This window comes from Escherichia sp. 10290 (assembly GCF_030295155.1).
Taxonomy (GTDB): Bacteria; Pseudomonadota; Gammaproteobacteria; order Enterobacterales; family Enterobacteriaceae; genus Escherichia; species Escherichia coli_F.
This window is the reverse complement of record NZ_AP025741.1, coordinates 2,146,627-2,160,357: the sequence shown is the minus strand read 5'-3', so window position 1 is coordinate 2,160,357 and position 13,731 is coordinate 2,146,627. Positions and strand designations below refer to the sequence as shown.

General features: G+C 50.0%; 15 protein-coding genes. 8 read left to right on the top strand and 7 right to left on the bottom strand.

Going from position 1 to position 13,731, the window contains the following annotated elements; all coding sequences use genetic code 11:
• Positions 1 to 26 precede the first annotated feature (26 nt).
• A complete protein-coding gene (locus QUE74_RS10955; RefSeq protein WP_000412394.1) occupies positions 27 to 1,409 on the bottom strand; it encodes an amino acid permease in 1,383 nt (460 codons plus the stop codon).
• Between the two features lie 185 nt (positions 1,410 to 1,594).
• Positions 1,595 to 2,539, bottom strand: coding sequence for a DUF1471 family protein YdgH (ydgH, locus tag QUE74_RS10950; protein WP_000769317.1), 945 nt, complete (start codon positions 2,537 to 2,539; stop codon positions 1,595 to 1,597).
• Between the two features lie 523 nt (positions 2,540 to 3,062).
• Between ydgH and pntA the strand changes: the two genes are divergently transcribed.
• Complete coding sequence (pntA, locus tag QUE74_RS10940; protein ID WP_001219377.1) at positions 3,063 to 4,595, top strand: Re/Si-specific NAD(P)(+) transhydrogenase subunit alpha; 1,533 nt, start codon at positions 3,063 to 3,065, stop codon at positions 4,593 to 4,595.
• Positions 4,596 to 4,605: 10 nt separating this feature from the next.
• Positions 4,606 to 5,994 (top strand): Re/Si-specific NAD(P)(+) transhydrogenase subunit beta, encoded by a 1,389-nt coding sequence (gene pntB / locus QUE74_RS10935; protein WP_000014044.1) that lies wholly within the window; start codon positions 4,606 to 4,608, stop codon positions 5,992 to 5,994.
• A 24-nt stretch (positions 5,995 to 6,018) separates the two neighbouring features.
• Here pntB and tqsA read toward each other — a convergent pair whose 3' ends face one another.
• On the bottom strand, positions 6,019 to 7,053 hold the full coding sequence (tqsA, locus tag QUE74_RS10930; RefSeq protein ID WP_001118262.1) for an AI-2 transporter TqsA: 1,035 nt from the start codon (positions 7,051 to 7,053) through the stop codon (positions 6,019 to 6,021).
• A gap of 134 nt (positions 7,054 to 7,187) precedes the next feature.
• Here tqsA and QUE74_RS29590 point away from each other — a divergent pair, with 134 nt between their 5' ends.
• The 3 genes from QUE74_RS29590 to mdtI all read left to right on the top strand — a co-directional run bounded on the left by QUE74_RS29590 (position 7,188) and on the right by mdtI (position 8,146).
• On the top strand, positions 7,188 to 7,358 hold the full coding sequence (locus QUE74_RS29590) for a protein YdgV (RefSeq protein ID WP_085948401.1): 171 nt from the start codon (positions 7,188 to 7,190) through the stop codon (positions 7,356 to 7,358).
• A 106-nt stretch (positions 7,359 to 7,464) separates the two neighbouring features.
• Positions 7,465 to 7,830 carry a multidrug/spermidine efflux SMR transporter subunit MdtJ gene (gene mdtJ / locus QUE74_RS10925; RefSeq protein ID WP_000276155.1) on the top strand — a complete coding sequence of 122 codons (366 nt, stop codon included), beginning with the start codon at positions 7,465 to 7,467 and terminating at the stop codon, positions 7,828 to 7,830.
• Positions 7,817 to 8,146, top strand: coding sequence for a multidrug/spermidine efflux SMR transporter subunit MdtI (gene mdtI, locus QUE74_RS10920; protein WP_000046671.1), 330 nt, complete (start codon positions 7,817 to 7,819; stop codon positions 8,144 to 8,146). The genes mdtJ and mdtI overlap by 14 nt, the downstream gene beginning before the upstream one ends.
• Before the next feature lie 38 nt (positions 8,147 to 8,184).
• Here the strand turns inward: mdtI and QUE74_RS10915 are convergent, their stop codons facing one another.
• The 3 genes from QUE74_RS10915 to asr form a co-directional block, all read right to left on the bottom strand.
• Positions 8,185 to 9,006, bottom strand: coding sequence for a trypsin-like serine peptidase (locus tag QUE74_RS10915; RefSeq protein ID WP_001260861.1), 822 nt, complete (start codon positions 9,004 to 9,006; stop codon positions 8,185 to 8,187).
• 99 nt (positions 9,007 to 9,105) lie between these two features.
• Complete coding sequence (gene ydgU / locus QUE74_RS10910; RefSeq protein WP_000233092.1) at positions 9,106 to 9,189, bottom strand: small membrane protein YdgU; 84 nt, start codon at positions 9,187 to 9,189, stop codon at positions 9,106 to 9,108.
• 92 nt (positions 9,190 to 9,281) lie between these two features.
• Entirely contained in the window at positions 9,282 to 9,590 is a 309-nt protein-coding gene (asr, locus tag QUE74_RS10905) for an acid resistance repetitive basic protein Asr (protein WP_001362115.1), read from the bottom strand.
• 255 nt (positions 9,591 to 9,845) lie between these two features.
• Here asr and QUE74_RS29460 point away from each other — a divergent pair, with 255 nt between their 5' ends.
• On the top strand, positions 9,846 to 9,965 hold the full coding sequence (locus tag QUE74_RS29460; protein WP_001299090.1) for a KPN_01571 family protein: 120 nt from the start codon (positions 9,846 to 9,848) through the stop codon (positions 9,963 to 9,965).
• 47 nt (positions 9,966 to 10,012) lie between these two features.
• On the opposite strand, the gene ynfM is transcribed toward QUE74_RS29460, so the two are convergent.
• The gene (gene ynfM, locus QUE74_RS10900; RefSeq protein ID WP_000091858.1) at positions 10,013 to 11,266 is read right to left on the bottom strand and encodes a multidrug efflux MFS transporter YnfM/SxtP(Kp); all 1,254 of its coding nucleotides are present in this window, start codon (positions 11,264 to 11,266) and stop codon (positions 10,013 to 10,015) included.
• A gap of 106 nt (positions 11,267 to 11,372) precedes the next feature.
• On the opposite strand from ynfM, the gene ynfL reads away from it, so the two are divergent.
• On the top strand, positions 11,373 to 12,266 hold the full coding sequence (ynfL, locus tag QUE74_RS10895) for a multidrug efflux transcriptional activator YnfL/SxtR(Kp) (RefSeq protein WP_001019560.1): 894 nt from the start codon (positions 11,373 to 11,375) through the stop codon (positions 12,264 to 12,266).
• A 134-nt stretch (positions 12,267 to 12,400) separates the two neighbouring features.
• Complete coding sequence (gene mlc, locus QUE74_RS10890; protein WP_000225276.1) at positions 12,401 to 13,621, top strand: sugar metabolism global transcriptional regulator Mlc; 1,221 nt, start codon at positions 12,401 to 12,403, stop codon at positions 13,619 to 13,621.
• The last annotated feature ends 110 nt before the right edge of the window (positions 13,622 to 13,731 follow it).

Below are 13,731 nucleotides of genomic sequence, written 5' to 3'. Positions count from 1 at the left end.
TTTGCTATCCAACGATGGGATGAACGTTATCCCACCAGCATCCAGGTCGCCGGAACTGAGGCAATTAACAGCATGCCAATCAGCACCATTTCCTGACGATTCAGTACATTATCATGTGTATGCGTTTTACGCGCGTACAGGAAGACCAGTAGCCCTGGCGCATACAGAACGACGGACAACAGCAGATGCATTGGACCAGAGGCGTACAATAACCATAAGCCATAAATGCAGGCACCGACACCTACCGCCTTATGCAGTGGACGGGTTGCGATTTTCAGTAAGAACGCGCCGACCAGGAAATAGGGCACCAGAATCATTTCTGAGGCGATGGTCAGCAATGTGTTGTAATCGGAACCGGTCAGCCAGATGAGCACCAGACAAATTTGCACGCAGATGTTGGTCAGCCACAGTGAGGCGGATGGCGCGGCTTGTGCGTTCTGGCGCGCAAAAATGCGCGGGAATGCTTTATGGGTGGCTGCCAGGAACGGAACTTCTGCCGCCATGATGGTCCAGCTTAAGTACGCACCGCAAACGGAAACGATCAAACCGGCAGCGATGATGATTTCGCCCCACGGTCCCATCATTTCCACCATCAGACCGGCCATTGACGGGTTACGAATTTCAGCCAGTTCAGGACGTGCTACCACGCCCAGCGAAAGCAGCGTTACCAGCAAGTAAACGCCCAGAGCGGAGAGAACCGCCAGCAGTGTTGCTTTACCTACATCACGTTTATTACGCGCACGCGCCGAAACGACCACAGCACCTTCCACACCAATGAAAACCCACAGGGTGATCAGCATGGTGTTTTTCACCTGTTCCCATACCGGTACGCCAAGTGCAAGGCCAGTAAAGTCGAGCTTGAAGGTGTCCAGTTTGAACATCATCATCGCCAGCACAATAAACAGGCCCAGCGGCAACAATTTTGCCAGTGTCGCCACCAGGTTAATGCTGGCAGCGGTTTGTACCCCGCGCAGGATCAAAAAGTGAACAATCCACAATAAAGCCGAGGCACCGACGATCGATTGCCAGGTATTGCCATCGCCAAACAGACGCAATTCCGGCGTGTCCGTAAAAAAGCTTAACGCGGAAAAAACGATCACCAGATAGGAGACGTTGGCGATAACCGCGCACAGCCAGTACCCCCATGCGGAACAAAAGCCGATTAACTCACCAAACCCTTCGCGGGCATAGGTAAAGATGCCGCCGTCAAGCTCGGGGCGAATGCGTGTGAGGATCAGCATGGCAAAGGCCAGCAATAAAATGCCAGCACCAGTAATGCTCCAGCCGATGAGCAGTGCTGCCGGGCTGGCAACTGCCGCCATATTTTGCGGCAGACTGAAAACACCCGCGCCCAGCATTGAGCTTAATACCAGCGCGGTGAGTGCGCTCAGTCCCAGTTTCTTTTCCATCGATATCCAGTGGTTAAAACGTGATTAGAAGAATAAATATTAGGGCAAAACGCATAAAAATGGAGTTTGCCACTGAAGCGCGGGATTTTACGAAGAGATGTGTCTGCATGCAATGGTCGTGGGGAAATTTGTGACTAAAAATGCTAAAGGCGGCATTAAGCCGCCTTATAGTGGTAACTGAATAGTTATTTATACAGATCTGCGCTAACGGTGAGGTTATTACCACGTTCCTGCCACTGGCGGGTGATGTGGTAATACTTAGCGCCTTTCTTCGCGGCACGTTTTGCAACCTGATAGGAGACTTCGGTCATGTTGCCATAGTTGCCAGAGAATTTGATGCTGTCGAATGGAACCATCATCGCTGCTGTTGCTTTGTTCAGTTCTTCGACTTTAGTACCATCAGGAAGCGTGACAGTGTAACGCCCGCCTTTTGATGACTGGGTTTCAAAGAAGCGACCAACTTCAGAACTTGGTGATGCGGTTGTCGCAACCCCTGGGATCTCTACTTTCTTCGCTGCTTCGCCACCCGCAGCGAGAGCTGCACGTCCCGCTTCGGAATCTGCCGGGATCACATCCGGGCTTTGTACGACGCGTTTCTTAGCATCTTTTTTATAGATGAACGCTGTAATGCGCTGGTTACCGCCCTGGTTAGCATCGATTTGACGAACAATGTAGAAAGCGTAAGCGCCTTTCGCTTTTGCCGCTTTGGTGATGGCGTCATTGACTTCAGGCTGGCTACGATAGAAGCCCTGAACGGTAACCGTATCAAACGGTTCAATCAGAACGGCCTGATCTTTTGGCAGTTCGACAACACCGTTGATAACGCGATTACTTGTTTCTTCGGCTTTTTCAGCATCGGCTTTATAGAGGTCAGCGACCACACGCCAGTTACCGCTGTTACCAAAATCAGAAGTGTCGACAACATAAAAAGAGGCGGCACCTTCTTTATCAGCGCGACGAGAAACGGCTTTCACCGCTTCGCCAATAGCATTAAAACGACCGGTAACCACTACACGGTCAAAAGGTTTAACCGCTGCCGCTTGCTCCGGTGTCAGTTCTGTTGCTGCGTTAACGGAAAAGGCCGTAGCAGAAAGCAGTGCCGACGCCAGGAGGGTGTTCTTAAGCTTCATAAAAATAATCCTTCGCCTTGCGCAAACCAGGTACTGGTATTGTTATTAACGAGAAACGTGGCTGATTATTGCATTTAAACGGTGTAACTGTCTGCGTCATTTTTCATATCACATTCCTTAAGCCAATTTTAATCCTGTTCAAATGACGGTCTATGCTTAAAAAACAGCCGTATCAGCATCAATACTACTGAAGCAACTGAATTGTATAAGTTAATTTAATGTTAAGTAATGATTCGTGCCGGGGCGATATCACGTTTTACCTGTCCACCGAAGATAATTATCAGTCTTTATCTAGCGTTCTAAGGTGTTTATCCCACTATCACGGCTGAATCGTTAATATTTTGCGAGTTCACGCCGAAATACTGATTTTTGGCGCTAGATCACAGGCATAATTTTCAGTACGTTATAGGGCGTTTGTTACTAATTTATTTTAACGGAGTAACATTTAGCTCGTACATGAGCGGCTTGTGTGGATCCTGACACAGGCAAACCATCATCAATAAAACCGATGGAAGGGAATATCATGCGAATTGGCATACCAAGAGAACGGTTAACCAATGAAACCCGTGTTGCAGCAACGCCAAAAACAGTGGAACAGCTGCTGAAACTGGGTTTTACCGTCGCGGTAGAGAGCGGCGCGGGTCAACTGGCAAGTTTTGACGATAAAGCGTTTGTGCAAGCGGGCGCCGAAATTGTAGAAGGGAATAACGTCTGGCAGTCAGAGATCATTCTGAAGGTCAATGCGCCGTTAGATGATGAAATTGCGTTACTGAATCCAGGGACAACGCTGGTGAGTTTTATCTGGCCTGCGCAGAATCCGGAATTAATGCAAAAACTTGCGGAACGTAACGTGACCGTGATGGCGATGGACTCTGTGCCGCGTATCTCACGCGCACAATCGCTGGACGCACTCAGTTCGATGGCGAACATCGCTGGTTATCGCGCCATTGTTGAAGCGGCACATGAATTTGGGCGCTTCTTTACCGGGCAAATCACGGCGGCAGGGAAAGTGCCACCGGCAAAAGTGATGGTGATTGGTGCGGGTGTTGCAGGTCTGGCCGCCATTGGCGCAGCCAATAGTCTCGGCGCGATTGTGCGTGCATTCGACACCCGCCCGGAAGTGAAAGAACAAGTTCAAAGTATGGGCGCGGAATTCCTCGAGCTGGACTTTAAAGAGGAAGCGGGCAGCGGCGATGGCTATGCCAAAGTGATGTCGGATGCGTTCATCAAAGCGGAAATGGAGCTCTTTGCCGCCCAGGCAAAAGAGGTCGATATCATTGTCACCACCGCGCTTATTCCAGGCAAACCAGCGCCCAAGCTGATTACCCGTGAAATGGTTGACTCCATGAAGTCGGGCAGTGTGATTGTCGACCTGGCAGCCCAAAACGGCGGCAACTGTGAATACACCGTACCGGGTGAAATTTTCACTACGGAAAATGGTGTCAAAGTGATTGGTTATACCGATCTTCCGGGCCGTCTGCCGACGCAATCCTCACAGCTTTACGGCACTAACCTCGTTAATCTGCTGAAACTGTTGTGCAAAGAGAAAGACGGCAACATCACGGTTGATTTTGATGATGTGGTGATTCGCGGTGTGACCGTGATCCGTGCTGGCGAAATTACCTGGCCGGCACCGCCGATTCAGGTATCAGCTCAGCCGCAGGCGGCACAAAAAGCGGCACCGGAAGTGAAAACTGAGGAAAAATGTGCCTGCTCACCGTGGCGTAAATATGCCTTGATGGCGCTGGCAATTATCCTTTTCGGCTGGCTGGCAAGCGTTGCGCCGAAAGAGTTTCTTGGGCACTTCACCGTTTTCGCGCTGGCCTGCGTTGTCGGCTATTACGTGGTGTGGAATGTTTCGCACGCGCTGCATACACCGTTGATGTCGGTCACCAACGCGATTTCAGGGATTATTGTTGTCGGAGCACTGTTGCAGATTGGCCAGGGCGGCTGGGTTAGCTTCCTTAGTTTTATCGCGGTGCTTATAGCCAGCATTAATATTTTCGGTGGCTTCACCGTGACTCAGCGCATGCTGAAAATGTTCCGCAAAAATTAAGGGGTAACATATGTCTGGAGGATTAGTTACAGCTGCATACATTGTTGCCGCGATCCTGTTTATCTTCAGTCTGGCCGGGCTTTCGAAACATGAAACGTCTCGCCAGGGTAACAACTTCGGTATCGCCGGGATGGCGATTGCGTTAATCGCAACCATCTTTGGACCGGATACGGGTAATGTTGGCTGGATCTTGTTGGCGATGGTCATCGGTGGGGCGATTGGTATCCGCCTGGCGAAGAAAGTTGAAATGACCGAAATGCCAGAACTGGTGGCAATCCTGCATAGCTTCGTGGGTCTGGCAGCAGTACTGGTTGGTTTTAACAGCTATCTGCATCATGACGCGGGAATGGAACCGATTCTGGTCAATATTCACCTGACGGAAGTGTTCCTCGGTATCTTCATCGGGGCGGTAACGTTCACGGGGTCGGTGGTGGCGTTCGGCAAACTGTGTGGCAAGATTTCGTCTAAACCGTTGATGCTGCCAAACCGTCACAAAATGAACCTGGCGGCTCTGGTCGTTTCCTTCCTGCTGCTGATTGTATTTGTTCGCACGGACAGCGTAGGCCTGCAAGTGTTGGCATTGCTGATAATGACCGCCATTGCGCTGGTATTTGGCTGGCATTTAGTCGCCTCCATCGGTGGTGCAGATATGCCAGTCGTCGTGTCAATGCTGAACTCATACTCTGGTTGGGCGGCAGCTGCAGCGGGCTTTATGCTTAGCAACGACCTGCTGATCGTGACCGGCGCGCTGGTCGGTTCTTCGGGGGCAATCCTTTCTTACATTATGTGTAAGGCGATGAACCGTTCCTTTATCAGCGTTATTGCGGGTGGTTTCGGCACCGATGGCTCTTCTACTGGCGATGATCAGGAAGTGGGCGAGCACCGCGAAATCACCGCAGAAGAGACAGCGGAACTGCTGAAAAACTCCCATTCAGTGATCATAACTCCGGGGTACGGCATGGCAGTCGCGCAGGCGCAATATCCTGTCGCTGAAATTACCGAGAAACTGCGCGCTCGTGGTATCAACGTGCGTTTCGGTATCCACCCGGTTGCGGGGCGTTTGCCTGGGCATATGAACGTATTGCTGGCTGAAGCAAAAGTACCGTATGACATCGTACTGGAAATGGACGAGATCAACGATGACTTCGCTGATACCGATACCGTACTGGTGATTGGTGCTAACGATACGGTTAACCCGGCGGCGCAGGATGATCCGAAGAGTCCGATTGCTGGTATGCCTGTGCTTGAAGTGTGGAAAGCGCAGAACGTGATTGTCTTTAAACGGTCGATGAACACTGGCTATGCTGGTGTGCAAAACCCGCTGTTCTTCAAGGAAAACACCCACATGCTGTTTGGTGACGCCAAAGCCAGCGTGGATGCAATCCTGAAAGCTCTGTAAACTTGACGGCCTCTGCGGAGGCCGTCACTCTTTATTGAGATCGCTTAACAGAACGGCGATGCTTTGACCTCCCGCTGTTTGTTCAAGCGCAATTTTGACAATAATTGTCAACGGCACGGAAAGCAGCATACCCACCGGTCCTAACAACCATCCCCAAAAAATCAACGACAGAAATACCACCAATGTGGAAAGCCCCAGCCCACGCCCCATGATCCGCGGCTCCAGAATATTGCCGAAGACCAGATTAATCAGCAGATATCCCGCCAGCACCAGCAACGCTTCGTAGAAGCCATTAAACACCAGTACCTGAGCGATAGGGGGGATTGCCGCGAGGACTGAACCAATATTCGGGATGTAATTAAGCGCAAAGGCCAGCAATCCCCAGACAAAAGCGAAGCGAACATCGAGTGCGGCGAGCATCGCCCAGGCGACCAGGCCGGTGATGATGCTGATGGCTGTTTTCAGCACCAGATAATGAGACACACTGTCAATCGCACGCTGAATCGCCGCCATCCCTTCAACCGGACGCGCCATCATTTGCTGAAATTTTCCGGGCAATTGTGGCACTTCGAGCAGCATAAACAGCACCGTCAGCAGCAATAAAAATATTGATGACATGGCATTAGATAACTGCGTCAATAAGTTGGTGAGCAACGTCATCGCCGCGTTCGGATCAATGTAATGCGCCAGTTGGTCAACTGAGACGTCAATCCCTACGCGTTGCAACAACGGTTCAAGAGCTTGCAGCGGCGTCATAATAGAGTTGCGATATTGCGGTAACGTCCGCGTCAACTCGTTGAGCGCGGAACCCAGATAAGCTAACAGCAACACCATCGCCATCACGATGATGGTCATCAAAATCGACACCGCCAGTACACGCGGCACTCGCCAGCGGACCATGTGTTGCACCAGCGGGTTAAGAATAACAGCAATAAATAATGCGAGAATAAACGGCACGAGGATCTCGGCAGCAAAACGGATACCGCAGAGAATAATGACCAGCATTCCCAACATAATGACGATTTTTAGACCATTGAGCGTGATGATCGGCTTTGCCATGCTTGTCCCCGTTTTTTCTTTCTTTGCTAATAATAATGTCTTTTTCGTTCCGTCATCATAACGAAAATCAATCCGCTCGGGTAAAGAAGTGAAAATATTTTGAGTTAATTCTTAAGCTATGATACAAATCAGGCGTGTTCAACTACCGAGGACAATTATCATCCGCGATGATGAGAAGCAACACTGCGGATAATTGTAATATTATGGACAATTTGTTCAGGACGTTATTTTCTACATTTACCCATCTTCGTACCTCATCCACTATCTTGCTCGTAGGTGAGCAGCACTGGCGCAACGCGCTTTAGTCCTTTCTTCTGCCTAACCTTGCGCTATGCGCGGGGCTTGATCACTTTGCTCTGGTTTCGCTGAATTGAGCGAAAGATAAAATAATTCTCTTGCAGGAGAAGGACGATGTATATTTATTGGATTTTATTAGGTCTGGCTATTGCTACGGAAATTACCGGCACGCTGTCAATGAAATGGGCGAGCGTCAGTGAGGGTAATGGCGGTTTTATTTTAATGCTGGTGATGATTTCTCTGTCGTATATATTTCTCTCCTTCGCCGTTAAAAAAATCGCCTTAGGCGTAGCTTATGCGCTGTGGGAAGGTATCGGTATTTTATTGATTACCTTGTTTAGCGTTTTGTTATTCGATGAAAGTTTATCGCTGATGAAAATTGCCGGGTTAACCACCCTGGTGGCCGGGATTGTGTTAATCAAATCAGGTACCCGTAAAGCGTGTAAACCTGAGCCGGAGGTGAACCATGGCGCAGTTTGAATGGGTTCACGCCGCCTGGCTGGCATTGGCAATCGTGCTGGAAATCGTTGCTAACGTTTTTTTGAAATTTTCTGACGGCTTTCGTCGCAAAATATTTGGCGTGCTCTCTCTGGCGGCGGTGCTGGCTGCCTTTAGTGCGCTTTCTCAGGCCGTTAAAGGGATCGACTTGTCTGTCGCTTATGCATTGTGGGGCGGATTTGGTATTGCCGCCACGTTAGCCGCAGGTTGGATCTTGTTTGGTCAACGGTTAAATCGTAAAGGCTGGATTGGTCTGGTCTTGCTGTTGGCTGGAATGATTATGGTGAAGTTTGCCTGATGAACACGCTGCCCGTGCTGTCGGGCAGCGTTTGAATGCTATTTTTGCAAAAGTTGGTCTAGCTTGTCGCGAAAACCAGTGACAGAAATGGCCCGGTTATCGGCACGCCAGCGATCTTTCGCGGCAGGAGCCGAACTTTGCACGCCAATTAACTGCCAGCCGTCATCGGTATGCAACATCAGAGGCGAACCGCTATCACCCGGCAAAGTATCGCACTGATGCGACATCACCGACGTTTGCGCCCAGCCAGTTACTTCGCAATTTTGATGACTGTATAGCGTATCGAGGTGATCTTCAGGATATCCCGCTTGAGTCACTTTTCGACCTGCCGCTTTTAATGCGGCGGTAAGTGCGGCTTTATCTCCCGCAAATAACGGCAACGGTGTAATGCCAGAAGGGGGATTACGTAGCACAATCAAACCGAAGTCCCACGGCGCAGCTGCGGGAGGAACAATCCAACCATCCCCATCTGCTTTTAACCGCTTTCCCAGTGTCGGGTCAACGCGGCCTTCTATGTCGTGGATCTCATAGCGCCAAAGACCTTTACTTGACACAAAACGCAGCGCCACCGCTTTATCGGCTTTACCCTTTGGCGGCGTCAATAAACAGTGTCCTGCCGTTAATGCCAGATTGGGTGCAATCAGCGTCGCCGTACATAAATTGCCGCTGGCCGTTTCCAGTTGCCCAACCGCATCCCACGGTGATTGGGTCGTGTCATTCACGGGCACACGATCATCATGACCAAAAAACAGGGTGCTGACCTCATCGTTTGCCGATTTGGCAACGTCTGGTTTATCTGCAAACACAAAAGCAGACGTCAAACTAATTGCACCCAACACTACAGCAATGGTTGTACGCATATCACACTCTGGTGGGTAATTATGATTATTAAAAGCAAACCCTCATAAATACTATAGACGGGACGGGATGAAAGTGGGAGTAAAATCAGATAACTACGATCAGGAAAGATAAAAACGGGTGGCAATCAGTGCGCATAAAATAAGGATGATAAGAATGAACTCAAAGCGATAACGGCCCACCATACTACCCTCCGCTAAAGGCGGTGCTAAACGTTACCCGCTTAGCACCGTAATTTTCAGGCGCGAGGGGGCGCGCCAGCATTACTGTTGAAAACTTACGCTGCGGGTTGTGCAGCAGGTTTTGCCGGTTGCTGATGGCTGTGTTTCTTGGCGTGTTTCTTCGCTGCCTGCGCTTTTTGTTCAGGGGCTTTCTGTTCAGCTTTCGCATTTTTATGATGCTTTTTAGCCGCCTGCGCTTTCTGGGCAGGTGCTGCTTTATGCTGTTTTTTATGATGTGTAGTTTTCGCCGGCGCTGCTTTGGTGGTCGTCGCAGTCGGAGCAGGTGTGGTCGCAGTCTCTGCAGCAAAGGCGGCAGAAGACAGACCCATAGCAGCGGCAACAACCAGAGCTAATACTTTTTTCATTGTCATACCCTCAATTTGTTTTTTCATTTAACCCCACTGCGGGGCCGTTGAAATAACTATATCCCTGGGAATGGCAGACTTCCGTGAGTGGTTGGTTTCAGCGTGTAACGATATGTACAAACGTTAAATAAATTACAGCGTTGATAATAACGTATTGTGACTTAAGGGAAATTTAGCTACCAATAATAGTAGTCTTGATCGGGTTAACTATTTTACTACTTACAAAGCGGTAGAATAACTGCGCATCAGTAATAAATGACACACAGCAAAATGAATCCGTTTATTTGGGTACTTATAATCCTGATGACACTAGATGCGCTGCGGGAATTGGCTGGCGCTTCGTCTATTTTAGGATGGCTATTAACGTTGGTTTGAGCAGGCAATAAGTCCGGATGGGTATTTACCGCAGTCCGGACTTATTTTTAGGCGTGCAGACGACGATGCAAACGCGTCCCGACCAGCAGAGCAATGACCAGCATCAGAGCAATAAATGCGCCGACGCCGTTCCAGCCATAGTTATGCCAGAAAACACCACCCAGCGTCCCGGCAATACTCGACCCCAAATAGTAACTGAACAGATACAGCGAGGAGGCCTGGCCTTTAGCGCGTTTTGCGCGGGGGCCGATCCAGCTGCTGGCAACGGAGTGGGCTGCGAAGAATCCGGCTGAGAAGAGTAACATTCCGGCAAAGATTAGCCACAGCGAGCTGAATAAGGTCATCAGTAAACCAAACAGCATAACCCCCGTCGAAAACAACATCACCGGACCGCGCCCATAACGGGTGGTCATGGTTCCGGCTTTGGGTGAGCTCCATGTACCGGTCAAATAAGCCAGCGATAATAAGCCAACCACGGCCTGACTGACATGCCAGGGGGAAAGCATCAACCTATAGCCGATGTAATTAAACAGCGTGACGAACGACCCCATCAGCAAAAAGCCTTCTGCGAACAATAACGGCAATCCCCGGTCACGCCAGTGCAGACGAAAGTTGATAAATAACGTCTTTGGTCGCAGGGAAGTCGGGCGAAAATGGCGTGATTCCGGGAGGATTTTCCAGAACATCAACGCCGAGGCCAGCGCGAAACAGCCGATAGCCGCCAGAGCAATTCGCCAGTTGAAAAAGTCCGTGAAGACACCGCTAATTAAGCGTCCGCTCATGCCGCCAATTGAGTTGCCGCTGATATACAACCCCATCGAAAAGGCCACGAAACTGGGGTGGATTTCCTCGCTAAGATAAGTCATGCCAACAGCTGCCACGCCACTTAACGAAAGCCCAATCAAGGCGCGCATAATCAAAATGCCGTGCCAGCTGGTCATCATTGTCGAAAGTAACGTACAAATGGAGGCCAACAGTAGCGCCGTGACCATCACTGGTTTGCGACCAATGGCATCGGATAGCGGGCCAGTAAACAGCAAACCGATAGCCAACATCGCCGTTGAAATGGACAGTGAAATACTACTGTTCGCAGGCGTTAAGCCAAACTCCTGCGAAAGCACCGGAAGGATAGGTTGCACACAATAGAGAAGTGCGAAGGTTGCCAGTCCGGCAGAGAAAAGCGCCAGGGTGACGCGCATAAATTGCGGCGTACCGCGTTTAATAAATTGATTTGGCTGAGAAATGCTTTGCTTGTCAGTGACGCTTGCCGGAGCGCCATCAACAGTTGTAGTACGGCTCACTTGAAATCCTTGCTAAATATGCCTGTGGATCAGGCTTATGAATAGATTAGGAAAATCGAATTGTTCTGTCTAATATATTAATAATCTCAAATAAGATGTTTTAAATATGAATATTGAACTTCGTCATCTGCGTTACTTTGTTGCTGTTGCGGAAGAGCTGCATTTCGGGCGCGCCGCTGCCCGTCTGAATATTTCGCAACCACCGCTAAGTCAGCAGATTCAGGCGCTGGAGCAACAAATTGGTGCCCGACTGCTGGCAAGGACCAATCGCAGTGTATTGCTGACGGAAGCAGGAAAACAGTTTCTTGCAGATAGTCGGCAAATCCTGTCTATGGTGGATGACGCTGCCGCTCGCGCTGAAAGGCTGCATCAGGGCGAAGCGGGGGAGTTGCGCATTGGTTTTACTTCGTCCGCTCCTTTTATTCGGGCGGTGTCCGATACGTTATCGCTGTTTCGTCGTGATTATCCCGATGTCCATTTACAAACCCGCGAAATGAACACTCGCGAGCAAATCGCTCCGCTCATTGAAGGAACGCTGGATATGGGATTGCTGCGTAACACAGCGTTACCGGAGACGCTTGAACACGCAGTCATCGTCCATGAACCGCTTATGGCGATGATCCCGCACGATCATCCCCTGGCAAATAACCCGAGTGTAACGCTGGCTGAACTGGCGAAAGAACCCTTTGTCTTTTTTGATCCGCACGTAGGGACAGGGCTGTATGACGATATTCTCGGGCTGATGAGACGTTACAATTTGACGCCCGTCATCACTCAGGAGGTGGGTGAGGCAATGACCATCATCGGTCTGGTTTCCGCTGGTCTGGGTGTTTCAATTTTGCCTGCGTCATTTAAACGTGTTCAGCTCAACGAAATGCGCTGGGTGCCGATTGCTGAAGAGGATGCGGTTTCTGAAATGTGGTTGGTCTGGCCGAAACACCATGAACAAAGTCCGGCTGCGCGTAACTTTCGTATTCATCTGCTGAATGCTCTCAGGTGAGGGAAATTTCAGCGAAAAAGCCCGAAAAATGTGCTGTTAATCACATGCCTAAGTAAAAATTTGACGACACGTATTGAAGTGCTTCACCATAGCCTACAGATTATTTCGGAGCGCGAAAATATAGGGAGTATGCGGTGGTTGCTGAAAACCAGCCTGGGCACATTGATCAAATAAAGCAGACCAACGCGGGCGCGGTTTATCGCCTGATTGATCAGCTTGGTCCAGTCTCGCGTATCGATCTTTCCCGTCTGGCGCAACTGGCTCCTGCCAGTATCACCAAAATTGTCCGTGAGATGCTCGAAGCACACCTGGTGCAAGAGCTGGAAATCAAAGAAGCGGGGAACCGTGGCCGTCCGGCGGTGGGGCTGGTGGTTGAAACTGAAGCCTGGCACTATCTTTCTCTGCGCATTAGTCGCGGGGAGATTTTCCTTGCTTTGCGCGATCTGAGCAGCAAACTAGTGGTGGAGGAGTCGCAGGAACTGGCGTTAAAAGATGACTCGCCATTGTTGGATCGTATCATTTCCCATATCGATCAGTTTTTTATCCGCCATCAGAAAAAACTTGAGCGTCTGACTTCTATTGCCATTACCTTGCCGGGAATTATTGATACGGAAAATGGTATTGTACATCGCATGCCGTTCTACGAGGATGTAAAAGAGATGCCGCTCGGCGAGGCGCTGGAGCAGCATACCGGCGTACCGGTTTATATTCAGCATGATATCAGCGCATGGACGATGGCTGAGGCTTTGTTTGGTGCCTCACGCGGGGCGCGCGATGTGATTCAGGTGGTTATCGATCACAACGTGGGGGCGGGCGTCATTACCGATGGTCATCTGCTACACGCAGGCAGCAGTAGCCTCGTGGAAATAGGTCACACGCAGGTCGACCCGTATGGGAAACGCTGTTATTGCGGGAATCACGGCTGCCTCGAAACCATCGCCAGTGTGGACAGTATTCTTGAGCTGGCACAGCTGCGTCTCAATCAATCCATGAGCTCGATGTTACATGGACAGCCGTTAACCGTTGACTCATTGTGTCAGGCGGCATTGCGCGGCGATCTGCTGGCAAAAGACATCATTACCGGGGTGGGCGCGCATGTCGGGCGCATTCTTGCCATCATGGTGAATTTATTTAACCCACAAAAAATACTGATTGGCTCACCGTTAAGTAAAGCGGCAGATATCCTCTTCCCGGTCATCTCGGACAGCATCCGTCAGCAGGCCCTTCCTGCGTATAGTCAGCACATTAGCGTTGAGAGTACTCAGTTTTCTAACCAGGGTACTATGGCAGGGGCTGCGCTGGTAAAAGACGCGATGTATAACGGTTCTTTGTTGATTCGTCTGTTGCAGGGTTAACATTTTTTAACTGTTCTACCAAAATTTGCGCTATCTCAATTTGGGCCAGGAAAGCATAACTTAGACTTTCAAGGTTAATTATTTTCCTGGTTTATATTTGTGAAGCATAA

Coding starts and splice junctions, on each gene's coding strand:
- QUE74_RS10955 (WP_000412394.1), bottom strand. CDS start 1,409: ATGGAAAAGAAACTGGGACTGAGCGCACTCACCGCGCTGGTATTAAGC.
- ydgH (WP_000769317.1), bottom strand. CDS start 2,539: ATGAAGCTTAAGAACACCCTCCTGGCGTCGGCACTGCTTTCTGCTACG.
- pntA (WP_001219377.1), top strand. CDS start 3,063: ATGCGAATTGGCATACCAAGAGAACGGTTAACCAATGAAACCCGTGTT.
- pntB (WP_000014044.1), top strand. CDS start 4,606: ATGTCTGGAGGATTAGTTACAGCTGCATACATTGTTGCCGCGATCCTG.
- tqsA (WP_001118262.1), bottom strand. CDS start 7,053: ATGGCAAAGCCGATCATCACGCTCAATGGTCTAAAAATCGTCATTATG.
- mdtJ (WP_000276155.1), top strand. CDS start 7,465: ATGTATATTTATTGGATTTTATTAGGTCTGGCTATTGCTACGGAAATT.
- mdtI (WP_000046671.1), top strand. CDS start 7,817: ATGGCGCAGTTTGAATGGGTTCACGCCGCCTGGCTGGCATTGGCAATC.
- QUE74_RS10915 (WP_001260861.1), bottom strand. CDS start 9,006: ATGCGTACAACCATTGCTGTAGTGTTGGGTGCAATTAGTTTGACGTCT.
- ydgU (WP_000233092.1), bottom strand. CDS start 9,189: ATGGTGGGCCGTTATCGCTTTGAGTTCATTCTTATCATCCTTATTTTA.
- asr (WP_001362115.1), bottom strand. CDS start 9,590: ATGAAAAAAGTATTAGCTCTGGTTGTTGCCGCTGCTATGGGTCTGTCT.
- QUE74_RS29460 (WP_001299090.1), top strand. CDS start 9,846: ATGACACACAGCAAAATGAATCCGTTTATTTGGGTACTTATAATCCTG.
- ynfL (WP_001019560.1), top strand. CDS start 11,373: ATGAATATTGAACTTCGTCATCTGCGTTACTTTGTTGCTGTTGCGGAA.